20 protein-coding genes are annotated in these 23,828 nt (G+C 74.0%); 9 read left to right on the forward strand and 11 right to left on the reverse strand.

What is annotated here, in order from left to right; all coding sequences use genetic code 11:
• Positions 1–33: 33 nt before the first annotated feature.
• Positions 34–846 (reverse strand): HNH endonuclease, encoded by an 813-nt coding sequence (locus tag AB0P35_RS00150; protein ID WP_363504207.1) that lies wholly within the window; start codon positions 844–846, stop codon positions 34–36.
• A gap of 316 nt (positions 847–1,162) precedes the next feature.
• Here AB0P35_RS00150 and AB0P35_RS00155 point away from each other — a divergent pair, with 316 nt between their 5' ends.
• Positions 1,163–2,071: a cysteine/serine endopeptidase inhibitor gene (locus AB0P35_RS00155; RefSeq protein ID WP_363504210.1), complete on the forward strand. Its 909-nt coding sequence runs from the start codon at positions 1,163–1,165 to the stop codon at positions 2,069–2,071.
• Between the two features lie 91 nt (positions 2,072–2,162).
• On the opposite strand, the gene AB0P35_RS00160 is transcribed toward AB0P35_RS00155, so the two are convergent.
• The gene (locus AB0P35_RS00160; RefSeq protein ID WP_095872493.1) at positions 2,163–2,576 is read right to left on the reverse strand and encodes a DUF5997 family protein; all 414 of its coding nucleotides are present in this window, start codon (positions 2,574–2,576) and stop codon (positions 2,163–2,165) included.
• 67 nt (positions 2,577–2,643) lie between these two features.
• Between AB0P35_RS00160 and AB0P35_RS00165 the strand changes: the two genes are divergently transcribed.
• Positions 2,644–3,420 (forward strand): LysR family substrate-binding domain-containing protein, encoded by a 777-nt coding sequence (locus AB0P35_RS00165; protein ID WP_363504946.1) that lies wholly within the window; start codon positions 2,644–2,646, stop codon positions 3,418–3,420.
• A 38-nt stretch (positions 3,421–3,458) separates the two neighbouring features.
• On the opposite strand, the gene AB0P35_RS00170 is transcribed toward AB0P35_RS00165, so the two are convergent.
• Together AB0P35_RS00170 and AB0P35_RS00175 are read right to left on the reverse strand one after the other, a co-directional pair.
• The gene (locus AB0P35_RS00170) at positions 3,459–4,370 is read right to left on the reverse strand and encodes a pentapeptide repeat-containing protein (RefSeq protein ID WP_363504214.1); all 912 of its coding nucleotides are present in this window, start codon (positions 4,368–4,370) and stop codon (positions 3,459–3,461) included.
• The gene (locus AB0P35_RS00175) at positions 4,360–4,782 is read right to left on the reverse strand and encodes a hypothetical protein (protein ID WP_363504217.1); all 423 of its coding nucleotides are present in this window, start codon (positions 4,780–4,782) and stop codon (positions 4,360–4,362) included. The genes AB0P35_RS00170 and AB0P35_RS00175 overlap by 11 nt, the downstream gene beginning before the upstream one ends.
• An 823-nt stretch (positions 4,783–5,605) precedes the next feature.
• On the opposite strand from AB0P35_RS00175, the gene AB0P35_RS00180 reads away from it, so the two are divergent.
• Both AB0P35_RS00180 and AB0P35_RS00185 read left to right on the forward strand, forming a co-directional pair.
• A complete protein-coding gene (locus tag AB0P35_RS00180; protein ID WP_363504220.1) occupies positions 5,606–8,593 on the forward strand; it encodes a carbohydrate binding domain-containing protein in 2,988 nt (995 codons plus the stop codon).
• Between the two features lie 105 nt (positions 8,594–8,698).
• Positions 8,699–9,808 carry a LacI family DNA-binding transcriptional regulator gene (locus tag AB0P35_RS00185; RefSeq protein ID WP_363504223.1) on the forward strand — a complete coding sequence of 370 codons (1,110 nt, stop codon included), beginning with the start codon at positions 8,699–8,701 and terminating at the stop codon, positions 9,806–9,808.
• Here the strand turns inward: AB0P35_RS00185 and AB0P35_RS00190 are convergent.
• The 3 genes from AB0P35_RS00190 to AB0P35_RS00200 form a co-directional block, all read right to left on the reverse strand.
• Positions 9,805–10,503 carry a hypothetical protein gene (locus tag AB0P35_RS00190; RefSeq protein WP_095872489.1) on the reverse strand — a complete coding sequence of 233 codons (699 nt, stop codon included), beginning with the start codon at positions 10,501–10,503 and terminating at the stop codon, positions 9,805–9,807. The genes AB0P35_RS00185 and AB0P35_RS00190 overlap by 4 nt on opposite strands.
• A gap of 21 nt (positions 10,504–10,524) precedes the next feature.
• Complete coding sequence (locus AB0P35_RS00195) at positions 10,525–12,543, reverse strand: hypothetical protein (protein ID WP_363504227.1); 2,019 nt, start codon at positions 12,541–12,543, stop codon at positions 10,525–10,527.
• 217 nt (positions 12,544–12,760) lie between these two features.
• Positions 12,761–12,970, reverse strand: a complete 210-nt coding sequence (locus AB0P35_RS00200) for a hypothetical protein (RefSeq protein ID WP_095872488.1) — start codon at positions 12,968–12,970, stop codon at positions 12,761–12,763.
• 615 nt (positions 12,971–13,585) lie between these two features.
• Between AB0P35_RS00200 and AB0P35_RS00205 the strand changes: the two genes are divergently transcribed.
• Positions 13,586–15,298, forward strand: coding sequence for a proline--tRNA ligase (locus AB0P35_RS00205; protein WP_363504230.1), 1,713 nt, complete (start codon positions 13,586–13,588; stop codon positions 15,296–15,298).
• Between the two features lie 85 nt (positions 15,299–15,383).
• Here the strand turns inward: AB0P35_RS00205 and AB0P35_RS00210 are convergent, their stop codons facing one another.
• Positions 15,384–17,171, reverse strand: a complete 1,788-nt coding sequence (locus AB0P35_RS00210; protein WP_363504233.1) for a serine/threonine-protein kinase — start codon at positions 17,169–17,171, stop codon at positions 15,384–15,386.
• Positions 17,172–17,378: 207 nt separating this feature from the next.
• Complete coding sequence (locus AB0P35_RS00215; RefSeq protein ID WP_363504236.1) at positions 17,379–17,543, reverse strand: hypothetical protein; 165 nt, start codon at positions 17,541–17,543, stop codon at positions 17,379–17,381.
• An 82-nt stretch (positions 17,544–17,625) separates the two neighbouring features.
• Here AB0P35_RS00215 and AB0P35_RS00220 point away from each other — a divergent pair, with 82 nt between their 5' ends.
• From AB0P35_RS00220 to AB0P35_RS00235, 4 genes are all read left to right on the forward strand, one after another.
• Positions 17,626–18,552, forward strand: a complete 927-nt coding sequence (locus AB0P35_RS00220) for a GNAT family N-acetyltransferase (RefSeq protein ID WP_363504239.1) — start codon at positions 17,626–17,628, stop codon at positions 18,550–18,552.
• A 125-nt stretch (positions 18,553–18,677) separates the two neighbouring features.
• Positions 18,678–19,286, forward strand: coding sequence for a DM13 domain-containing protein (locus tag AB0P35_RS00225; protein ID WP_363504242.1), 609 nt, complete (start codon positions 18,678–18,680; stop codon positions 19,284–19,286).
• A 103-nt stretch (positions 19,287–19,389) separates the two neighbouring features.
• Positions 19,390–20,661, forward strand: coding sequence for an ArgE/DapE family deacylase (locus tag AB0P35_RS00230; protein WP_363504245.1), 1,272 nt, complete (start codon positions 19,390–19,392; stop codon positions 20,659–20,661).
• 78 nt (positions 20,662–20,739) lie between these two features.
• Entirely contained in the window at positions 20,740–21,441 is a 702-nt protein-coding gene (locus AB0P35_RS00235; protein ID WP_363504248.1) for an SDR family oxidoreductase, read from the forward strand.
• Positions 21,442–21,459: 18 nt separating this feature from the next.
• On the opposite strand, the gene AB0P35_RS00240 is transcribed toward AB0P35_RS00235, so the two are convergent.
• Together AB0P35_RS00240 and AB0P35_RS00245 are read right to left on the reverse strand one after the other, a co-directional pair.
• Positions 21,460–22,854, reverse strand: a complete 1,395-nt coding sequence (locus AB0P35_RS00240) for a VWA domain-containing protein (protein ID WP_363504251.1) — start codon at positions 22,852–22,854, stop codon at positions 21,460–21,462.
• Positions 22,855–22,904: 50 nt separating this feature from the next.
• Positions 22,905–23,792 (reverse strand): MoxR family ATPase, encoded by an 888-nt coding sequence (locus AB0P35_RS00245; protein WP_363504254.1) that lies wholly within the window; start codon positions 23,790–23,792, stop codon positions 22,905–22,907.
• Between the last annotated feature and the right edge of the window lie 36 nt (positions 23,793–23,828).

Below are 23,828 nucleotides of genomic sequence, written 5' to 3' on the forward strand. Positions count from 1 at the left end.
GCCTTTTCGGTGCCCGCGGCCGGCGGGTGCTGCTCAACGGGCGACAGCGTCCCCATGGCCGGTGAACTCCACGGCCGAGACCGTGAGCACGGCCTCGCTCTGGGCCCAGATCAGGTCCTTCAGCTGGGGCGGAGTGAGCCACGGCGCCTGCCGGTGGATCATTCGGTGGCAGTTCGAACAAATCAGCGCGAGGTCGTCGAGTCGAACGCGGCCTTCTCCCGCCTGGTGCAGCGGCACGATGTGGTGGCATTCGATGTACCCCGCGCCGCGGTCGCCGTAGACCCGGGCGAAATCGAACCCGCAGGCCTCGCAGGCAAGCGCGCCGCCCCGGGCGGTCACCTGACGGATCTTCTCCCTGCGGAGCTTCTGGTTCCGCTCGCGGCGCAGATGCAACTGCAGCAGTACCCGGCCCTCGATCGCGCTGTACCCGCCGGATTGCGGGTCGTCGACCGGGGGCAGGTCGTCCAGCACTCCGGACAGGGCCGCGTCCCGGAGCCGGTCGGCGTACGCGGCCATCTCGTCCGGGCGCTGCTCGAAGGCCTCAAGGACCTTGAGGACGCCCACGCCGCCCTTAGTGGCCTTCCGGTCCGGGTCCCGGGCGGTCTCGAAGTCCAGCATCTTGCGGCCGACGCCGTTGCGGTTGCGGAACTTGGGACCTCGCACGTGTGGAGGATGGATCGGCAGGGCGTGCAGCAGGCCGACCATCTGCTCGACCCGGGGGTCGCCCTCGCGCGCGTGGATCTGCTTCCACCCGTTCCGGGCGACCAGGTCGCAGACCAGAACGAGTTCGTCCCACGCCCAGTCCGGATCGGACTTCGGCTTCTGCGCGGCGGATTGAGCGTCCATGCCGGTGAGCATACGGGCCGGGTGCGACAGCGCGGTGCCGCCCAGGACCGGACCTTGTCGCGAACTTAACGGGCGCATAAGGGTGTTCTGTCCGTGGGGAAGCCGCTGCGGCGCTGTGCGGCGCTGTGCGGCGGCCAGTGGCGGCGGTGACCTGGGGAGATGGCGGCGGAGCGGGCGGGGTGCGCCCTCCGCGGGTGCGGTGGACAGGCGTTGACCGGGAAGGGCCGGGGTGGCTATTGATGATGGCCAGTCAGTCGGGGCTGTGTGCGGAACTGCCGGCACGACGTGACGCCACTCCCAACCCCCAGGAGGACGCGTGCACTCCGTTCCCAAGCGGATTCGCCGGCGGTGGATCGCTGCCCTGATCGGCGCCTTGATGCTCACGGTGTTCGGCATCGGTTCGGCGCTGGCCTCGATCCCGGTCGGGCAGGCCAGGACGGGCAAGATGACCTGGTACGACGACGCGGGCTACGGGGCCTGCGGGACGGCCATCAACGCGGCCGCGGAGGACCTGGTCGCCGTCTCCACGGCCTGGTGGACGGCTGCCAACCCGAACAACGACGACCTCTGCAAGGGCGTCTCCGTCCAGGTCACCTACAACGGAAAGACGATCACTGTCCCGGTCAAGGACAAGTGCCCGTCCTGCACCGCCGAGCACATCGACCTGAGCAAGACGGCCTTCCAGAAGCTCGCCGACCTGAACCTCGGCGTGGTGTCCGGGATCACCTGGAAGTTCGTCGGCTCCGGCGGAGGCACGGGCGGCGGTGGGGGTGGTGGCGGCGGGACGAGTGCCCTGCCCGCGCCCACCGGACTGCGCGCCGGTGCCACCACCACGAGCAGCGTCCCGCTGACCTGGACGGCCGTCCCGGGCGCCGCCTCGTACAGCGTCTACCGGGGCGGGACGAAGGTCGGTACGGCCTCCGGCGCGTCCTACACCGACACCGGCCTCACCGCCGGCACGGGCTACCGCTACACGGTCGCCGCCGTCGACTCCGCGGGGAAGGCGGGCGCCCAGTCCACGGCCGTCACCGCGACCACCGCCCGCACCGGCGGGGGAGGCGGCGGCACGGCGTGCCCGGCCGCCTGGAGCTCCACCAGGTCCTACGTGCCCGGTGACACCGTCGCCCACGCGGGCCACACGTACACCGCCACCTACTACTCCACCGGCGCAGTGCCGAACGACCCCGGTTCCTGGGCCGTCTGGCGCGACGGCGGTACCTGCTGACGGCACACGTCGCGGGCGGCGCGGTCCGAACGGAAGACGAGGGGCCCGCCCGGTGGATACCGGGCGGGCCCCTGCGGCACTGCGTGCGGCCTCAGCGGTTGGTGCGGGCGGCGGCCTGCTTGGCCTGCTTGGCCTGCTTCTCCTTGATGCGGTCGGCCTCCCTGCGGACCTCGGCCTGGGTGGAGCGCTCCTTCTGGAGCCACTCGGGGTTCTCCTCGCGGAGGGCCTCGATCTGCTCGCTGGTGAGGGCCTCGGTGATGCCGCCGCGGGCCAGGCCGGAGACGGAGACGCCGAGGCGGGACGCGACCACCTGGCGGGGGTGGGGGCCGTTGCGGCGCAGCTCCTGCAGCCACGTCGGGGGCTCGGTCTGCAGCGCGTTCAGCTCGTCACGGGAGACCACGCCCTCCTGGAATTCGGCGGGGGTGGCCTCGAGGTAGACGCCCAGCTTCTTGGCCGCCGTGGCGGGCTTCATCGTCTGGGTCGTCCGGGGCTTGCGCGATGTCATGGTGACAAGGGTAAGCGAGCGGAAGCCCGCCCCGATCACGGTGGGTAGCCTGGGCTCTGTGACTGAGATGCAGGCGACCCCTTCTTCCTTCCGGCTGGCGTACGTTCCGGGCGTGACCCCCACCAAGTGGGTGCGTGTCTGGGCGGAGAGGCTGCCCGACGTCCCGCTCGAGCTGGTGTCCGTGGCGGCGGGGGACGGCACGGAGACGCTCGTCTCGGGCGCGGCGGACGCCGGCCTGGTGCGGCTGCCGGTCGACCGGGCGCTGCTCAGCGCGATCCCGCTGTACACCGAGACGACGGTCGTGGTGTTCCCGAAGGACCACTGGCTGGCCGCGGCGGAGGAGGTGGCGCCGGCGGACCTGGCCGAGGAGGTCGTGCTGCACCCGCTCGACGACACCCTCGGCTGGGAGAGCGTGCCGGGCCTGCCCGCCTTCGAGCGGCCGGCGACCACGGCGGACGCGATCGAGCTGGTGGCGGCGGGCATCGGCGTGCTGGCGGTGCCGCAGTCGCTGGCCCGGCTGCACCACCGCCGCGACCTCACCTACCGGACGCTGGCCGAGGTGCCGCAGTCGCAGATCGCCCTCTCCTGGCGGGAGGACAGGACGACGGACCTGGTGGAGGAGTTCATCGGCATCGTCCGCGGCCGGACGGTGAACAGTTCGCGCGGCCGCGGCGCCCAGCCCGCGGAGAATCCCGCCGCACCGGCGAAGCAGCAGCAGAAGCCGAGGCCCAAGCAGCAGCAGAAGCCGAAGCGGCCCGCGTCGGCGGGCGGCCGTGCCCGGGGCGGTGCCGGAGCTTCCGGCGGATCGGGTGGCGCGCGGCGCGGCAAGCCCCGCGGCCGCTAGCGTACGGGCCGGCCGGTGCCGCCCGTACCCGGGTGCTCTCAGGTCAGGACCGGTTCCCTGGGCTGCTCCCACGTTCTGGCCTCGGCCGCGACGATACGGAAGATGCCGGGCGCCACCTCCTCCGAGCGGCTCCGGATGTCGATGTAGAGATGGGCGGGCCATTCCGTCCGGAGTGACCAGCTGGCGCCGATGAGGTCGGCGCCCTCCAGCCGGGCGCCGGTCAGGTCGGCGTCCGTCAGATCGGCATGGGCCAGGCCGGCGCCGCGCAGGTCTCCGTCCACCAGGGTTGCGGCGGCGAGGCACACTCGGTCCAGGATCGCCTGGCTCAGGTCCGCTCCGGTGAGGTCGGCCGAGGTGAGCAGGGCCTCACTGAGGTCGGCCCGGTGCAGGAGACCGCCGCGCAGGGCGGCCCCGGTCAGCACGGCGCGGGTGAGCCGGGCCCGGCTCAGGTCCGCGCCGTCCATGGTGGCGCCGGTGAGGAGGGCGTACCGCAGGTCGGATTCGACGAGGGTGGTGCCGGAGAGTCGGGCGGCCGCGATGTGGGCGTTGTAGAGCTGTGCCCGGACGAGGACGGCGCCGGTCAGATCGGCGGCGTAGAGGTTCGCGTCCTGCAGGAGGGCGCCGGACAGGTCGGCGCGGCAGAGGTCGGCGCCGTAGAGGTTGGTGTCGGTCAGGATCGCGGTGCGCAGGTCCACCCCGTGCAGCCGTGCTCCGGCGAGGCTGGCTCCGGTGAGGTCGGCCGCCCGGAGGTCGGCGCGGGAGAGGTCGGCGCCGGCGAGGTCGGCATCGTGGAGGTCGGCGCCCGGCCCCGGCACGCACAACGGCTCGAAGGCGAGGGCGGCGCGGAGCCAGGTTCCGAATCCCTCGGCCGGCTCGGGCCCAGGTGTGTGACGGTCCGTTCGGCCCTGCCGTCCGCGGCGGCGTCGCCGGGCATCGCGGTCAGCGGCCACGGCGCTCCCTCCGTCGGCCGGGGGCGTTCTCGCGGGCGGCGGGTGGGTCGATGGCCGGGGGGACGATCAGGGTGCGCCGGGCGGCGGCGTGCGGGGGCCCGGTCGGAGCGGGTGGGATGGGCGGGACCTCGGGGATGCGCCGGAAGGTCTGCTGCAGGATCTTGGGTGCGGCCACGCCGATGGCCAGGGCTGCCGCCGGTCCGGCGACTTGGTGGGAGGCGGCGCACGCGGCGGTCACGACCGTTCCGACGCTGAGCCGGATTACCACGGCGACCGCATACGGTGCGAGCCTGGGCCGGCCGCGGCGCTTCCAGGGGAAGCCACCGGCCGCGTTGATGGCCTCGTGCAACGCCCAGGCCTCGATCGCGGCCGCGCCGCCAAGCCCCCAGAGGCAGGACGCCCACATGTCCATTGGTGCAACTCCTCGCGTGTGCCGCGCCGTTGGGTCCGTGGCAGCGGTCACCGACCATGCTGGCAGGCGGTGCGAGGGGATCGTGGGATCGGCGGCGTTCGACCGGGAGATCCGCTGTTCTGCTGCGGATGCCGATGGTGCCGTGGTAAAGGAGCGGAGTGCGATGCGGCGGTGGCGGCTCCCGGGCGCGGGCGTAGGGGGTCGGGGATGCGGGTGGTGGGGCCCGCGGCCCGCCGGGCGTGGGGGAGTCCGGTGGGTGGGGGCCGGCAGGGGTGGTGCCGGTCGATGAGGACGATGCCGTGCGGCAAAGGGCGGGTCAAGGTGTCCGCCCGAGAAATCAGAAACTTTCTGCAAGACATTTCTTGCTGAATCGGGCCAGAGGTCGTTCTGGCTCGATTCAGAGAGTCGACGGCAGGTCAGAACCGTTGTCCGGCAAGCCTCGCCGTGCGTGAAGAGGGTTTACAGGGGGGTCCTTGCTCGGTAATCTCCTGATGCTTCTTGCAGTGAATTGCGCAAGAAGCGGCGGCCGTGGTGGAGCGGCCGCCCGACCGCGGCAGCCCGCCCGGGGAGCCGGCGCACCCGCCGGCCAGGGCGCCGCCAGTCAGGACGTACGGCCGCCGGCCCCCTGCCCGCGCCGCCGTCCCACCCGCACCACCCACCCACCCGTTCCTGCCGCTCCGGCAGTCCCGTGCCTCCGTCCCCCATGCTGCTCCCGCGTTCCCCGGGTGCGGTGGAGCCGGGTTCCCCCCTGCCCGCGGCGCTACCCGAGGGGTTCACTGTGACATCGCGATCACGCCACCGGCGGCGGCCCACGGCCGTCGCCTTGACCGCGGCGGCCGGTCTCGCGGCCACGCTGCTGTCCACGGCGCCACTGGGCGGCGCGGCGAACGCCGCCACCACCGCCCCCACGGCCTCCAACACGGCGACCGTCTTCTACTACACGAAGACCCGCAACTGGTCGACGTACAACCTGCACTGGGCCCCGGACGGCGGCAGCTGGACGACCGTGCCGGGCACCGCCATGGAGGCCGCCTGCACCGACTGGGTGAAGAGGACGGTCGACCTGGGCTCCGCCACCGGGCTGCAGGCCACCTTCAACAACGGCTCCGGCACCTGGGACAACAACGGCGGCCGCAACTACGCGCTGGGCACCGGCTCGATCACCGTCAAGGACGGGGTGATCGCGCACAGCGACCCGTGCGCGGGCAGCGGCACCGACCCCTCGCCCAGCCCGTCCCCCACCACCGGCACCACCTCGACGGTGTACTACTCGACCGCGGTGGTCGGCTGGAGCACCGTCAATCTGCACTACGCGCCGGCCGGTGGCGCCTGGACGACCGTGCCCGGCGTCGGCATGGACGCGGCCTGCACCGGCTGGTTCAAGAAGACCGTCTCGCTCGGAACCGCCTCGACCATGGCCGCGACCTTCAACAACGGCAACGGCACCTGGGACAACAACAACGGCGCCAACTACGTCGTTCCGTCCGGCACGGTGACCGTCCAGAACGGCAAGGTGACGGCGAACGCCGCCGACCCGTGCGCCGCGGTCGTCCCGGACACCACCGCGCCCGGCGTGCCCGCGAACCCGGCCGCGACGGCGACCGACACCTCGATCGTCCTCACCTGGGACCCGTCCACCGACGACAAGGGTGTGACGGGTTACCAGGTGACCCGCACCGGCGGCACCAAGGGCACCTCGGTGGTCAACACGACGTCCACGGTGTACTCCGACACCGGCCTGGAGCCGCGCACCGTCTACACCTACACGGTGAAGGCCCAGGACGCGGCAGGGAACCTCTCGGCGGCCTCCGCGGCCGCCGTCGCCACCACCGGCGACGCCCCCGCGCAGCCCACCGCCGGCCAGATGATCGGCACCGACCCGCGCAAGGACCCGATCTACTTCGTCCTCACCGCGCGCTTCAACGACGGTGACGGCAGCAACAACCGGGGCGGCAGCCAGGACGTGAAGTCCGGCAACGCGGCCAACGGGGACCCGATGTTCCGGGGCGACTTCAAGGGCCTCGTCCAGAAGCTCGACTACGTCAAGGGACTCGGCTTCTCGGCGATCTGGATCACCCCGGTGGTGCTCAACCGCTCCGACTACGACTACCACGGCTACCACGGCTGGGACTTCTACAAGGTCGACCCGCGGCTGGAGTCCGCCGGCGCCTCGTACCAGGACCTGATCAACGCGGCGCACGCCAAGGGCATCAAGATCTACCAGGACGTGGTCTACAACCACAGCTCCCGGTGGGGAGCCAAGGGCCTGTACGTGCCCGCGGTGTACGGCGTCCGGGACTCGCAGTGGTCCTGGTACTACGACGAGAAGCAGTCCGGCTTCGAGTACGACGGCCTGACGATCGACCCGAAGACCGGCAAGTCCTGGTACAACGGCGACCTCTGGTCCACCGAGCAGCCGGCCGGCTCCACCTGCGTCGGCTGGGGCACGCCCACCCAGTACAAGAGCGCCGAGGGCTACACCGTCTACAACTGCCAGTGGCCCTCGCCGACATCGGGGATGTTCCCGTCGAAGTACTACCACCGGTGCTGGATCGGCAACTGGGAGGGCGAGGACTCACGCTCCTGCTGGCTGCACGAGGACCTCGCGGACTTCAACACCGAGAGCCCCGAGGTGCAGAACTACCTGATCGGCGCCTACGACAAGTACATCGACATGGGCGTGGACGGCTTCCGCGTCGACACCGCCGTGCACGTGCCGCGGGTGACCTGGAACCGCCGCTTCCTGCCGGCGATCCAGCAGCGCGTCACCCAGGACTGGGGCCCGGAGAAGGCGCAGAACTTCTTCGTCTTCGGCGAGGTCGGCGCCTTCGTCAACGACAAGTGGAACCGCGGCTCGGTGAACCACTCGGCGCAGTTCTTCACCTGGAAGGAGCGCAAGGACTACACCGCCGACGACGTGCAGGCCGCCCTCGACCAGTACACCTACGAGGAGCAGCTCGGCACCGGGAACCAGCCCACCTCCACCAACGCCTTCCTGGACGGCAACGCCTACCACGCGCCCGACCACTCGAAGTTCTCCGGCATGAACGTCATCGACATGCGGATGCACATGAACTTCGGCGACGCCCACAACGCCTACTCCAACGGCAAGGACTCGGACGACAGCTACAACGACGCCACCTACAACGTGGTGTACGTGGACAGCCACGACTTCGGGCCGAACAAGTCCAGCACCCGGTACGCGGGCGGCACCGACGCCTGGGCCGAGAACATGGCGCTGATGTGGACCTTCCGCGGCATTCCGACGCTGTACTACGGCTCGGAGATCGAGTTCCAGGCCGGCAAGCAGATCGACTGCGGCCCGTCCTGCCCGCTCGCCACCACCGGCCGCGCCTACTACGGCGACAGGATCGCCGGAACCGTGACGGCGAGCGACTTCTCGGTGGTCTCCGGCGCCTCCGGCGCCGTCGCCACCACCCTCCAGCAGCCGCTGGTCAGGCAACTGCAGCGGCTGAACCAGATCCGCCGGGCGATCCCCGCCCTGCAGACGGGCCAGTACTCCACCGACGGCGTCAGCGGCGGAGGCATGAACTTCAAGCGCCGCTACACCGACGCCGCGAGCGGGGTGGACAGCTTCGCCCTGGTCGCCGTCACCGACGGCGCCACCTACAGCGGGATCCCCAACGGCACCTACAAGGACGCCGTCACCGGTGACGTGAAGACCGTCACCAACGGCACCCTGGCGGTCGCCGCGCCGGGCAAGGGCAACCTGCGGGTCTACGTGCTCGACCTGGGCGGGAAGAACGCCGCCCCGGGCAAGATCGGCACCGACGGCCCGTACCTCAAGTAGCGCCCCGGGCGGGCCGGCCGGCGGGGAGACTCCGCCCGCCGGCCCGCCCGGGCACCGCGGCGAACGGGACAGACGGGCGAACGGGGGAGACGAGAGGGCACGACCATGCCTGGAGACAACACCGGCCGCGGGCGCGGCAAGCCGACGGCCGGTGACGTGGCGGCCGCAGCGGGATTCTCCCGCACCGCGGTCTCCTTCGCGTTCAACAGCCCCGACCAGTTGTCCCGGGCCACCCACGAGCGCATCCTGGCGGTCGCCGAGGAACTCGGCTACCGGCCCAGCCCGTTGGCCCGGATGCTGCGCGCCGGGCGGACCCGGGCGGTCGGCGTGCTGCTGCCGCAGGGCCTCGCGGAGATCCTGCGCAACCCCTACTACACCGAATTCCTGCGCGGCGTCGGCGAGGTGTGCGACCGGGAGGGCTACACCCTGCTGCTCACCCCGCCGCTGCGGGACTCCGTGCTCGACGCGATCCCGTACGCCGCCGTGGACGGCTTCGTGGTCTGCGGCCTGGAGACCGACCGCGGCGAGGTCGCCGAACTCGCCCGCCACCGGACCCCGGTGGTGCTGGTCGACGGCGACCCGCAGTCCGACGCGCCCGGCGTGGACGTCGACGACCGGCGCGGCACCCGCGAGGCCGTCCGCCACCTGATCGGCCTCGGCCACCGCCGGATCGCGGTGCTCGCCTTCGACCCCGGACCGGAGGCCGCCGTCCGCGGCTACCGCGGGCCGCTCGCCCGGCGCCTGGCCGGCCTGGCCGAGGGCCTCGCCGAGGCGGGGCGGGGCCCGGCCGACGTCGAGCTGGCGGAGGTGCCGATCAGCCGGGCCGACGGTTACCGCACCGCCCAGCGCTGGATGGCCGGGCCCGAGGCGCCCACCGCGATCCTCGCGCTCTCCGACATCCTGGCGTTCGGCGCCCTGGAGGGCCTGCGCGACCTCGGCGTCGACGTGCCCGGCGAGGTGTCCGTGGTGGGCTTCGACGACCTGGCGGAGGCCGCCCGCACCCGTCCGGCGCTGACGACCGTCCGGCAGGACATCGAGGCCAAGGGCCGGACGGCCGCCGGGACGCTGCTCGCCGCGATCCGCGGCGAGCAGCAGCCGGTGCGCCGACTGCTGCAGACCCGGCTGGTCGTCCGGGCCTCGACCGCGCCGCCCCCGCCGCCGGGACGGCGGGCCGAGGCGGCGGCGCGGAACCGGGCGGTCCGCCCGACGGACTAGTCGCTGCCGGGCCAGCCGTCGAGCATCCGGTGCACCGTCACCCCGGGCCGGGCGGCGAGGCCGCGGGGGAGGGAGTCGGGCGGGGCGGCGGGCTGGGCGGCCACGGCGTTCTGGAGGATCTCGGTGATCTCCGCGACCTTGCCGTCGACGGTGGCCTTGAGCTGCGCCGGGTCCTGGTTGCGCGCGGCCCACCGGACGGTCTTCTCCACGGCGGAGAGTCTGCGCAGTGCGTCCTGGCCGAGCCGGACGGGCTGCGGGGTGTTGATGACGAACTGGTAGGCGCCGGCGACGGCCTCGCAGCCGGTGCAGTGCGTGGTGGTGGCCTTGCTGCTGTTGTCCGCGTCGACCTTCACCTGGCTGCCGCCGGTGGTGACGATCTGGAAGGAGAGCGCGACGGACCGGCAGTGCTGTTCGGCGGTGCAGTAGCGGGCGGTGGCCACGGCCCGGTTGTCCGCGGAGACCCCGGCCGTCCAGCCGAACTGGCGGATCTCGAAGGCGACGTCGGTGTCGTGGGTCCGCACCGGGGTCGCCACGCTGACCGCGTGGGTCTGCTCCCAGCGGACCTGTGACGCGTCGGCGGTGCCGGCTGCCGGCCCGACGAGCAGCACGGCCGCGGCCGCGGCCGGGACGAGCGGGCCCGAGCGGAAGAGCCGGCCGAGGTGTCGGGGCGAGATCCTGCGGTGCGATCGGTTCACGAGAGACTCCATGAAGGGGTGTCAGGGGGTGGCTGCGGTGCTGGGGGCGATCGGGGTGGGGATGGCCGACGGGTCGGCCGGAACGGGTTCGCTCGCGGCCGTGGTGCTCGGGGAGGACTCGCCGGTCGGTGTGCCGGTCTCCGCCGGGGCCGTCGCCGCCGCGGTGGGCTCCGGAGTGGGGCTCGCGGAAGGCTCGGCGGAAGGCTCGACGGACGTCCCGGCGGTCGACGGCGCGGTTGCCGAGGGGCCGGCGGGCGGGGGAGTGGCCGACGGGGAGACCGCGGCGCGCGGCGCGGGGGCCGATGTGGCGCTGCGGCCGGTCCGGGGTCGTGGGGCGACGGTGGTCGGCCGGCTGCGCCGGGTCCGGTCGACCGTGGGAGTGGTGGGTTTCGTCGCGGACGGCGGGTCGGTGAGCACCGCGGACGGGGTGAGCGAGAGTTCGGTCCGGCCGGCCGGGGCCGGGGTGGGTGCCGGGGGCGGCCGCGGGGCGAGTGGCGCCGGTGCCGGCCGGTGTCCCCAGACGAAGGCCAGCGCAGCCCCCGTGCAGGCCGCCGCGACCAGCAGGAGGACGGCCCGTCCGCGCCTGCTGCGGTGCGCCCGTGAGAGCGCCCGACCGCCCCGGCGGGCCATCTGCACCATCAGGTACAGCAGGCCGACGGTCGGCAGGATCAGCACGCAGGCACCGATCGCACCGAGCGCCGCGGAGGCGAGCGCCCCCTCCGACAGCGCCGACGCGGTGGCGGCGGCCTGGTCGCCGAACGAGCGCACGCCGGTCCCTACCAGCCGCGGCAGGTTCCACAGCACGTAGCCGATCTGGAGGGCCAGCAGCGGGACCATGGTCACCACCCAGGCCGTCACGGTGATCCTGGACGACCGTTTCAGTCCGGCCACCTCGGGCGGTGCGGGGCGGCCCGGGACCATGCTGCGCAGGATCGGCCCGACCTTGCCGAAGAGGTCGGGGACGCCGGCCAGGTCGGCGAGGATGTAGTAGCCGTCGAACCGGAGGACCGGCAGCAGCTGTTCGACGATCTCGAAGTGGGTCAAGTAGACGGCGGCCAGCAGGAACTCCTGGCCGGTCGCGGCGTAGGCGGCGAACAGGGCGGCGGCGAACACCACGTTGAAGTAGACGCCGCCGAGGTCCGTCCGGAGCCGGGCCGGTCTGCGCAGCCGGTAGACGTCCGTGACGTCGGTGTACATGGCCGGCCACACCAGGTAGATGCCGCAGCCGATGCAGCCCGGCCGGCCGCCCCCGTGCCGGCAGCCCGAGGCGTGCCCGAACTCGTGGAACACCGTGGACAGCAGGGTGAGGGCGAAGACGGCGAGCAGCAGTGTGGGCTGCTGCACGGTGTGCAGGACGGGGGTCATCGCACCGTGCACCGCGAAGAGCCAGACGTCGGCCGCGGCGGTGAGGAGCAGGACGGTCAGCACGGCGGCCGGCCGGTGGAGCCAGGAGAGGGCGGCGGCGACGGTGTTCACCGACGGGGGCCGCAGCAGGACCCTGTGCGCCCGGAGGGTGAGCAGCAGGTCGGTGACCGGCAGGGGCATCCGGGCGCCGGAGCCGGCCGGTGCGGCGACCAGGCCCATGGGGCGGAGCTTGTGCTCGACCAGCCGGGCGATGTGCTCCGCGCCGAGGTCGTGCCCGGAGGGTCCGCTGACCAGTTGGGCGATCTCCGCGTGGGAGCGGGTGCCGTCCATGGCGCCGGTCACCAGGTAGAGCAGTCGGGTGAGCTGGACCATCTGGCCGTCGGCCCGTTGGACGAGGTACCGCGGGGTGGTGAAGCCCGAGTCCTGGTACTCGCCCTGGAGGACGAGCCCGGCGGCGGGCTGCGGGGGTTCGTCGGGGATCTGCGGGGGCCCGGCTGCGGTCTGCGGCCCGGGCAGTGGGCTCGGGCCGGCATCGGGCGGCGGGTCGGGGGGAGGTTCGGCGCCGGGTCGCGCCCACGGGTCGGGTTCGGCCCGGCGGCGGGTGCCGCCGACGGTGCCGATGCGTTCCGCCGCCGTGGGGATCGGGCTGCCGAGACCTTTTCCGCTCTCGGTCACGTCACCTTCCGAGCTGGCAGTCGTTAGAGGAGCGGAAAGTGTTTCCGGCGGCGATTCTGGCGCCACCGGAAACACTTTCCGCCGATTCTTTCCATGAACGGGTCATAGCCTCCGGTCGGGGGCCCGGAACGCGCGACTGCCCTGCCGCGCGTGCTCACCCGCTCATGCCGCCCCGGCCGTCCGGTAGGGCCGGCAGGGGGTCAGCGGCGGTCGGCCGTCACTGGTGGATGTTGATGTACTGCTTGGCCTCCGACGCCGCCAGGGAGTCCCACGAGTGGTCGTTGTAGGCGACCGAGGTGTTCTCCGCGTAGACGGCGGCGTGCTTGATGACCGTGGTCTTGTGGAGGTTGAGGCTGAAGCGGCTCAGCGCCTCCCGCTTCGGGAGCAGCTCGGCGGTCTCGGTCTCCAGGACGGACATGTCGATCATGTGGATCCATTCTCCGTACGGTTGCGCTCGGGGCGGCCGCGGTTCGACCGCCCCGGTCGGACGGGTGTCCGACGGAGCTGGACACTACGGGGGCGTCGCGACGCAGAGCAAGGAACCGGATACGTCCGGTGATCGAATTCGCGTGAATAACGCCAGCATTCGCGATGCAATGCGCCGACGCCGGCCGCCCGAAAACTTCGTCGAATTCGGCACGGTTCCGGGATTCTTCGTATCCGAGGTTTTGGGCGACGCGCGGGGCCCCGCCGACTTCACTCGGTCGGCGCAGCCGCGCGGCGTGTCTCCGGGGCGGCCGGTGGGGCGGCGGGCGGGTCGGTGGTGGCGGTCTGCCGGTCCCGCGCCGGATCCCGCGGTACGCGCCGGTGCGGGGCGGGCGCCCGCCCGCCGTGGTCCGCCCTTCGGTCGTCGGGGCGGACCCGGTAGCGTTCACCTCGGCCGTCGCCGGTGCCGCGGCAGCCTGCCGACGGGCGCCAGCGGCCCGGCGCCCCGCGCCGCCGGACCGGGAGGCGGATGCCGCCGGAGCCGGGGCGGAACGCCGCCCGGACGCCACCGCGCCCTCCACCGGACAGTTCTGACACCCAGACAGGAAAGACAGATATGCGCTGGTCCCAGATGTACACCCCGACGCTGCGCGAGGACCCGGCCGACGCGGACGCAGCGAGCCACCGGCTGCTGGTCCGGGCCGGGTTCGTCCGCCAGCTGATGGCCGGGCACTACTCGCTGCTGCCGCTGGCCGTCCGGGTGCGCTCCAAGGTCGTCGGGATCGTGCGCGAGGAGATGGACCGGATCGGCTCGCAGGAGTGGCTGCTGCCCGCCATGCACCCGGCCGAGATCTGGCAGCGCTCCGGCCGCTGGGACGTGATGGGCGACGAGATGTTCCGCGTCAAGGACCGCAAGGGCGCCGACATCGCCCTCGGCATGACGCACGAGGAGATCTTCACCACGCTCGCCGACGAGCTCGCCTCGTACCGCCAACTGCCGCAGATGTGGTACCAGTTCCAGACCAAGTTCCGGGACGAGCCGCGGCCGAAGTCCGGCCTGCTGCGGGTGCGTGAGTTCACCATGAAGGACTCGTACAGCTTCGACCTCGACCAGGCCGGCCTGGACCGCTCCTTCGACCTGCACCACGAGGCCTACACCCGGATCTTCGCCCGCCTCGGGGTGCCCGCCATCCCCGTGCAGGCCTCCAGCGGCAGCATGGGCGGCTCGGCCTCCGTGGAGTTCATGTCGCCCACCGAGGCCGGCGAGGACCTCGTCGTGCACTGTGCGGCCTGCCGCTACGCAGCCAACATGGAGAAGGCCGCCGCCGCCCTGCCGGCCGTCGAGGACCCGGAGGGCCCCGCCGCCCCCGAGCCCTTCGACACCCCGCAGGCGCGCACCATCGAGGAGTTGACGATCCGTCACGGCGTGCCCGCCGACCGTCAGATCAAGACCCTGGTGTACGTGCTGGACGGCCGCCTGACCCTGGTGCTGATGCGCGGCGACCACACCCTGGTCGAGCAGAAGCTCATCGATGCCGCCGCGGCCACCGCGGTGCGCCCGGCGACGCCCGAGGAGATCAAGGAGGCGCTCGGCGCCTCCCCCGGCAGCCTCGGCGCGGTCGGCGTCGAGGGCCTCACCGTCTGGGCGGACGAGGCGCTGCGCGGCCGCCGCTCGATGACCACCGGCGCCAACCGGGACGGCGTCCACCTGAGCGGCGTCGACGTCGCCCGGGACATCCCGGCCACCGGCTGGGCGGACTTCCGCGAGATCTCGGCCGGCGAGCCGTGCGCGGACTGCGGCGAGCCGCTGCAGGTGGTGCGCACCGTCGAGGTCGGCCACATCTTCAAGCTCGGCTACAAGTACACCGAGGCGCTGGACATCACCGTGCTCGGCCCGGACGGCGGCCGGATCAGGCCGATCATGGGCAGCTACGGCATCGGCGTGGAGCGGGCGATCGCCGCCGTGGTCGAGGCCCACCACGACGAGAAGGGCATCGTCTGGCCGGTGTCGGTGGCCCCGTTCGAGGTCGTGGTGGTACCGATCGGCAAGACCGACGAGGACACCGCCAAGGTCGTCGAGAGCCTCTACGGGGACCTCCGCGCCGCCGGCGTGGACACCGTCCTGGACGACCGGGACGAGCGCCCGGGCGTGAAGTTCGCGGACTGCGAGCTGATCGGCATCCCGTACCGGATCACCGTCGGCCCGCGCGGCCTGAAGGAGGGCGTGGTCGAGGTCGTCGAGCGCGCCACCGGCGAGACCGTCCGGGTGCCGGTCGCGGACGCGGCCGGCCACGTGGCGGGGCTCGTCGCCGCCGCCCGTCGCGGCTGATCCCGGCCGGTCCCGACCGACCGACGACACCGCCCCCGGCACGGTGAGACCGTGCCGGGGGCGGTCCTGCGCCGTCCGGGGCGGCTCAGCCGCAGTGCACGGCGCGATTGCCCAACGAGCGGGTGGTGGCGGTCTGGCCCGCCCAGGTGATGCTGCCGGCGGCGGTGATGCAGGTCTTCACCGCGCTCACCCGCACCGGGCCGGCGTACTTCGCGAAGTTGCCCTGGTCGGTGGCGGTGGTGCCGGCGACAGTACTGCAGCTCGCGGCCGCCGTGGTCTGGCTGCACCGGCTGATGCTCGCGCTCACCGCCGAGGCCGTGCCGTACCCGCTGTTCACCGTCTTGATGGTGGCGGCGCAGTTCTTGCCGCTGGCGTTGTCGAACCAGATGTAGAAGTAGCCGAACACCACGCCCGAGGCGGTGGTCACCGGGTAGCTGCCGACCAGTCCGCCGCTGCAGCCGTACGTTCCGGCCGAAGTCGCCGGAGCCGGCGGCGCCTTGGGCGGGGTGGCCGTGGCCGGGGCGCCGCCCGTGCCGGGGGTGGTCGCCGGGGCGCCGGTCGCGCCGGGCTGCCCGCCGCCGGTCGGACCGGCCGTGGTCGCGGCACCCGGCGAGGCCCCGAGGGACTGCGACGGGTCCGCCGCCGAGGCGGAGTCGGACGGCGCGGCGGACGACGGGCTGGCCGAGGTGGTGCCCTCCGCGGGTGCGTCCCCGCCCAGCACGGTGTCGCCACCCACCCGGACGGTTGGTGCGGAGCTGCCCGCGGCCTTCGGGTCGCCGCCGTCCGCACCGCCCTGCGCGCTCACCGCCCAGGTGACCCCGGAGACCAGGGCCAGCGCCAGGGCGGCACTGCCCGCGACCAGCGCGGCGCGGCGGCCCGCCGAACGCTGCCACCACGAGGTCCGCTCCTCGTCCTCGTCCCACGGGGCGAAGTCCAGTGCGGCCACCGGCGCGAGCGGCTGCGGGGCCGGGAAGCCCGCCGACGCCGCGGCCGGGAAGCCCGCGGGGACCGGACCGGCCTGTGCGTCCGCCGTGCCAGCCGCGGCGATCTCCGGTGCGAGCAGCTCGAGTTGGGCGAGCACCTGGCCGGCGTTCGCCGGGCGGTCCGCCGGTTCCTTGGCGAGCAGCCGCAGCACCAGCGCGTCCAGTCCGGCGGGGATGCCCGGCCGGAGAGTGCTCGGCGCCGCCGGGGCCTCCCGCAGCTGCGCGCCGAACTGCAGGGTCGGCTCGCGGTGGCCGAACGGCGGCCTGCCGGTCAACAGTTGGTACAGCAGGCAGCCCACCGCGTACAGGTCGCTGCGGGCGTCGACCTGCTCCTCGCCGCGCACCAGCTCCGGGGACATCCACGGCACTGCGGCCAGCGCGCCGGCCGGACCGCCGTCCGACCGGCCGGACGGCGGCGCGTCGACCACCAGGCCCGGCAGCTTCACCGTGCCGTCGGCGGCGAGGACCAGGTGGGCCGGACGGAGGTCCCGGTGCACCGCTCCCGCGGCGTGCGAGACCGCGAGGCCGGCACAGATCTGCCGGGTCCACTCCGCGGCCCGGGCCGCGCCGGGCGCGCCGTCGGCGGCCAGCGCCTCCTCCAGGCTGCGGCCGTGCACCTCCTCCAGGACGGCGAACACGGTGCCGCTCGCCGGATCCTCCCCGGCGTCCAGCACGGTCACCAGGTGGGGGTGCGCGGGACGGTCCGCCGCGGCGCGGGCGGCCGAGGCGAGCCGGGCCGCCTCCTGCGGGTCACCGCCGGGCTCGGCCAGCACGGCGACCTCCACCGGGGTGCCGAGCTGCCGGTCGTACGCCCGCCAGCGCTCACCCGCCCCCGCCGGGCCCAGCCGTTCCAGCAGTTCGTAGCGCTCATCCAGCAGTTGCCCCTGCACGCCCACGTCCCTTCGTCCCGGTCCCCGGCCGCCCTTCCCGTCGGACGACCCCTCAAGAACCTAGCGTCACCGTGCCCGCGCGCTGCACCCGGTGCCCCCTCTCGGACAGCAGGTCAGCGGCGGGACGGCGACGGTGCGGGCGTCGTGTGCGGGAGGTGGTCCGCGGTGCGCCGGTGCTGTGAAGGTCCGGTGCGGGGCGGCGACCGCTCAGAGGCGCTGCTTGCCGCGGAAGAGAGCGAGTTCGAGAAGATCGGGACGGCCGGCGGACCACGCCGGGCAGGCGGCGGCCAGCTGGTCGGCGGCCGCGGCCACCCAGTCCGGATGGACGGCGAAGCCGCGAGTCCAGGACCAGTGGCACCCGACCCGGTACATCGCCCTGGGACTGGTGGGGTGCGGGAGCGGGTACGGGACGGGTGGGTCGGCTGTCGGGGAGGTGGGGCCGGTGGTGGGTGTGGTGCCCGAGTTGCCCGTGGGCTACCGGGGCCGTGCGGTGGGTGCCGAGGACGTGCCGGCGATCCACGGGCTGGTGGCGGCCTGCGAGCGCGCGCTGTACGGGCGGGTGGAGACGGACCAGGGTGGGATCGCGGCGGAACTGGCCAGGCCGGGGCTGGAGTTGGAGGCGGATACGCTGCTGGTGCACGACCGGGAGGGGCGGCCGGCCGCGCGGGCGTGGGTGGAGCGGCGGTCGGCGGTGGACGTCCACCCGTCGCACCGGGGGCGGGGGTTGGGGTCGGCCCTGCTGGACTGGGCGGAGGCGCGGGCCCGGCAGTCCGGGACGGCGCGGCTCGTGCAGACCGTGCCGGACGGCGATCCGGCGGCCGTGGCACTGGTCCGCTCGCGCGGGTACGGGCCGCTGGTGCGGGCCTGGCAGCTGGAGTTCGCGATGGGGGAGGAGCCGTCCGTTCCGGAGCCCCCGGCGGGCCTCGTGGTCCGGCCGTTCCGGCCCGGGGACGGGCCAGCGGTGCACCGGCTGACCGAGGACGCCTTCGACGAGTGGCAGGCGCGGCGCAAGCCGTACGGGGAGTGGGCGAGCCTCGCCGTGGAGCGGCCCGCGTTCGCCCCGGCGATGTCGCCGTTGGCCTTCGCGGGCGGGGAGTTGATCGGTGCCGTCCTCTCGCTGGACCTGCCGGACGAGGCGGGCGGGTATGTCGAGCGGGTCGCGGTGCGCCGCGACCACCGGCGGCAGGGTGTCGCGCGGCTGCTGCTGCGGCACGCCTTCCGGGCGTTCCACCGTGACGGCCGGCGGTCCTGCACGCTGTGGACGCACTCGGGCACCGATGCGCTCGGCGTGTACGAGCGGGTCGGCATGACGGTCCGGCGCAGCGCGACGACCTTCGTGAAGGATCTGTCGGACGGTTCGGCGGTCCCGTCCGGGCGGTGAACCGGCGTCCGGGCCGGGCAGGTTACGGGGTTCTTACCGCAGGTCGGCGGGGGTGGCGCCGGGTGCCGGGGGCGCGGTACTCCTGGGAGTCCGCCGTACCGAACGCACCCGGGGGAGCCGCCGAGATGTCCGACCGTGTACCGCCGCGCCGCAGGTTCTCCGGACGCGGGTTCTCCCGGCGGGCCGTGGTGTGGCTTGCCGTGCCCGTCCTGGTGGCGGCCGGGTTCGGGGTGTATCTGTTCGCTCCGTGGAAGGCGTTCACCAGTACCGAGGTGAACGAGGCGCTGCCGTCGCCGGTCCCCGCCTCGGTGTCCTCCCCGGCGGTGTCCTCCTCGGCTCAGGCGTCCCCGGGCCGGGCGGCCGGGCCGGCGGATCTGGCGCGGGGCGGGTTCGTCTCGGGGGAGCACTCCACCACCGGCACCGCCCGGCTGGTGCGGTTGGCCGACGGCGGGGTGGTGCTGCGGCTGGAGGACCTGCGGACCTCGGAGGGCCCGGACGTCCGGGTGTACCTGTCGGCGCTGCCCGCGGCGGAGTCCCGGCTGGACTCGCTGGGCGAGGGCGCGGTCGAACTCGACCGTCTCAAGGGCAACATCGGCAACCAGAACTACGCGGTGCCGGCCGGCACCGACCTGGGCAGGGTCCGCAGTGCGGTGATCTGGTGCAAGCGGTTCTCGGTCGGCTTCGGTGCCGCGGACCTGGCCGCCGTCCGGGCGGAGGCGACCGCCGCCCCGTGACCGGGTAGCGCTGGTCTGCCAGGCTGGTCCGGCGATCCACCGGCCCGCCCGGGCCGGCCCCGTTCGGCCGGCGGGGGCGGGCCCCGTCCGGAAGGCCCCGCCCGTGACCGCAGACCTCACCGCCCGGGAGGCCGCCGCGCTGGCGGCCGTCGACGAGGCGTTCGTCGCCCGCACCCTGCTCGACCTGATCGCGATCCCCAGCGTCACCGGCAGCGCCGCGGAGTCGGAGATCCAGCACCGGCTGGCCGGACTGCTCGACGGGTTGGGCCTGGAGACCGACCTGTGGTCGATGGACCTGCCGGCGCTGCGCGCGGACCCGGACTTCCCCGGGACGGAGACGCCGCGCGAGGAGGCCTGGGGGCTGGTGGGCGGAACGGGCGGTGAGGACGGCCCGACGGTGGTGCTGCAGGGGCACGTGGACGTCGTCCCGCCGGGAGACCCGGCGCAGTGGGTGGGTGATCCGTTCGTGCCGCGGGTGGTCGGTGACGTCGTGCACGGGCGGGGCGCGTGCGACATGAAGGCGGGCCTGGCTGCGCACCTGGCGGCGCTGGCGGCGATCCGGGCGAGCGGTGCCCGCCTGCGCGGCCGGGTTGCGGTGCACTTCGTGGTGGGCGAGGAGGACGGCGGGCTGGGGGCGTTCGGCACCCTGAGGCGCGGGTACACCGGCGACGCCTGCCTGATCACCGAGCCGACCGGCGGCACGATGGTGACGGCGAACGCCGGGGCGCTGACCTTCCGGATCGAGGTGCCGGGACGGGCCGCGCACGCCAGCACCCGGGAGGCGGGCGCCAGTGCGATCGACGCCTATCTGCCGATCCATGCGGCGCTGGCCCGGCTGGAGTCCGTCCGCAACACCGATCCGGACCCGCTGATGGCGGAGTACCCGATCCCGTACGCACTGTCGGTGGGCACCGTCCGGGCGGGGGACTGGGCGAGCAGTGTGCCGGACCGGCTGGTCGCCGAGGGGCGGCTCGGGGTGCGGCTGGGCGAGGACCCGGCGCAGGCGCGGGCCGCCCTGGAGGAGTGCGTGGCGCGGGCCTGCACGGCGGACCCGTGGCTGCGGGAGCACCCGGCGGTGGTGAGCTGGCCCGGCGGTCTGTTCGCCAGTGGCCGGCTGCCGGCGGGGCACCCGCTGCGCGACCTCGTCCGGCGGGCGCACGCCGACGCGGTGGGCGGTCCGGAGCTGCGCGAGCGGGGTGCGCCGTACGGCAGCGACCTGCGGCTGTACGCGGCCGCGGGGGTGCCGACGCTGCAGTTCGGGCCGGGGGACGTGCGGGTCGCGCACAGCCCGCGCGAGCAGGTGTCCGTCCGGGAGGCGGCCGAGGTGGCGCGGACGCTGGTGCTGGCGGTGCTCCGCTCGATCGGGACCGACTGAGGGGCCGCCGCTTGCGGTAGGAAACCGATCGGTTTACCTTGGTGGAAACCGATCGGTTTCCTCCGAGGGGAGAATCCCATGACCGCGATCAAGGGCGCCACCGTCCTCGTCACCGGCGGCAGCCGCGGCATCGGCCGGGCGCTGGTGGACGCGCTGTACGAACGCGGGGCCCGCAAGGTCTACGCGACCGCGCGCGACCCGCGGACGGTCACCCATCCCGAGGCCGTCCCGCTGGCGCTGGAGGTCACCGACCCGGCGTCGGTGGCGGCCGCCGCGGCCCGCGCACAGGACATCACCGTGCTGATCAACAACGCCGGCGCGGCCGTCAACGCCTCCTTCCTGGACTCCCCGGTGGAGGACGTCCGCCGCGAGTTCGAGACCAACTTCTACGGCCCGCTGCTCACCGCCCGCGCCTTCGTGCCGGTCATCGAGCGCAACGGCGGCGGCCACCTGCTCAACGTCCACTCCGTGCTGTCCTGGATCGGCCTGGCCGGCTCCTACAGCGCCTCCAAGGCCGCGCTCTGGTCGCAGACCAACTCGCTGCGGCTGGAGTTGCAGCCGCGGGGCATCAACGTGACCGGCCTGCACGTCGGTTACGTGGACACCGACATGACCACCGCGGTCGCCGGCCCCAAGGCGGACCCGGCCGACGTGGCCGACCAGGCCCTGGACGGCATCGAGTCCGACGCCCACGAGGTGCTCGCCGACGACCTCTCCCGCCGCGTCAAGGCCGCCCTCTCCGGCGACCTCGCCGGCCTCTACCCGCAACTGGCCGCCTGACGGTCCGGGGCGGCGACGTCACACCGGCAGCAGGCGGGAGACCAGCTCGGTGAGGCGGCGGGCGTTGCGGCACGGGTGCATCTCGACCAGGCCCGCGTAGGCGAGGGCGGCGGAGTCGCCGGTGCCCCAGAGGGCGGCCTGTTCGGGGTTGAGCCAGATGACCCGGCGGGCGCGGTCGGCGATCCGGCGCAGGGCGGGGAGGTTCGGGTCCCAGCCGTTGGTGCGGGCGTCGCCGAGGACGAGGACGGCGGTGCGCGGGCCGACCGCGTCCAGGTGGCGGTCGGCGAACTCGCCCAGGGCGGCGCCGTAGTCGCTGCTGCCGTGCCAGCCGGCCACCGCCGCCTCGGTGAGGATGCGGCGGGTCAGCCCGACCGGGTCGGCGTCGGCGGCGACCAGCCGGGTCACCTCGTCGGTGCGGTTCACGAAGGCGAACACCCGGACCCGGCCGAACTGGTCGCGCATCGCGCGGACCAGCAGCATGGTGAAGCCGGCGAAGCCCGCCACGGAACCGGAGACGTCGCAGAGCAGCACGATCTCCGGCCGGGCCGGGCGGCGCTGCCGGTAGGCCGGCCGCATCGGCACCCCGCCGGTGGAGAGCGAGCGCCGCAGGGTGCGCCGCAGGTCGATCCGGCCGTGGGCGGCCCGGCGGCGGCGCGCGGCCAGCCGGGTGGCCAGCTTGCGGGCCAACGGTTGTACGGTGCGCCGCAGTTCGGCGAGCTGGTCGGCGCCGGCGGTGAGGAAGTCGACCCGGTCCGGGGCGGGGGCGACGGCGCGTTCGGCGATCCGCTCGGTGCCGCGCAGTTCGGCGACCCGGCGGCGGGCCTCGGTGCCGACCTGTGCCCGGAACTCCCGGATCCGGCGGCGGACTTCATCCTCGGCCAGCCGGTCGGCGAGGTCGCCGTCGGTTCCCCGGCCGCCGTCGCCGGCCCGCAGGGCGGCGAGCACCCGGGCCAGCAGGGTCTCCGGCTGAAGGCGGCCGAGGGTCTGGTACGCGGACCAGCCGTCCGTGCCGGGGGAGGTGCCGTAGCGGCCGAGTGCCTCGACGGCCTCGCCCGCGAGCCGGGCCCCGGCAGCGGTGTCGCCGGCGGCCAGCGCCTCGGCGAGCCGGTCCCGCAGGTCGGCGAGGAGCGCGGCCTGCTCGGCCGGGTCCGCGGGGTCGGCGGCCGCCGCGGCGCCGTGCGGGGTCCCGACACCGAGCGGGAAGAAGAGGTCGAAGACGGCGTCGAACACCGCCCGCTGGCCGTCGGCGCGCAGCAGTACCGCGGCCAGTCCCGCGCGGACGCGCTCCCGGTCGGCGAGCCCGAGCACCTCCAGGGCGGCCGCCGCGTCCGCGGTCTCGCCGGGCCCGATCCGCAGGCCGTGGCCGCGCAGCGCCTGGACGAGGCCGGTGAGCCGGGCCGCCAGGTCGGACACGCCCGCCGGGTCCGGGCCGGTCGCAGGGGCGGTCGCGGGGCCGGGGCCCGTCACGCCGGTGCCAGCTTCGCGGCGGCCTTGAGCAGGTCGTCCTGGTGCTTGAGCACCACCCCGAGGGTGTCCCGGAGCACCGCCTCGTCGAGCGTCTCGGCGCCGAGGGCGAGCAGGGTCCGAGCCCAGTCGATCGTCTCGGCGACGGACGGTGACTTCCGTAGTTCCATGCCGCGCAGCGCGCCGACCACCCGGACGAGCGACTCGGCGAGCACCGCGTCCAGGCCCGGCACCTTGAGGCGGACGATCCGCTGCTCCAACTCGGCGTCGGGGAAGTCCAGATGGAGGAAGAGACAGCGGCGGCGCAGTGCCTCGGAGAGTTCCCGGCCGGCGTTGGAGGTGAGCAGGACGAAGGGCCGGCGGTCCGCCCGGATGGTGCCGAGTTCGGGCACGGTGATCTGGAAGTCGCTGAGCACCTCCAGCAGCAGGCCCTCCATCTCGACGTCGGCCTTGTCGGTCTCGTCGATCAGCAGCACGGTCGGCTCCTCGCCGCGGATCGCGGTCAGCAGCGGCCGGCTGAGCAGGAATTCCTCGCCGAAGACGTCGGTGCGGGCCTCGTCCCAGCTCTCGTCGCGGCCGGCGGTGATCCGGAGCAGCTGCTTGGCGTGGTTCCACTCGTAGAGCGCTCGGGCCTCGTCGATGCCCTCGTAGCACTGGAGCCGGATCAGCCGGGCGGCGCCGACCCGGGCGACGGCCTTGGCGAGTTCGGTCTTGCCGACGCCCGCGGGGCCCTCGACCAGCAGCGGCTTGCCGAGCCGGTCGGCGAGGAAGACGGTGGTCGCGACGGCGGTCGAGGCGAGGTAGCCGACCTCGGCGAGGCGTGCCGCCACTTCGTCCACCGAGGCGAAGAAGCTCGTCCCGGCCGGGTTTCCGTCTGTGCCGCGCATGCTCGACTCCCTTGGGTGCCACACCGTGCAGGGCAT

The sequence above is a fragment of the Kitasatospora sp. NPDC085879 genome, from assembly GCF_040686255.1.
GTDB lineage: Bacteria > Actinomycetota > Actinomycetes > Streptomycetales > Streptomycetaceae > Kitasatospora.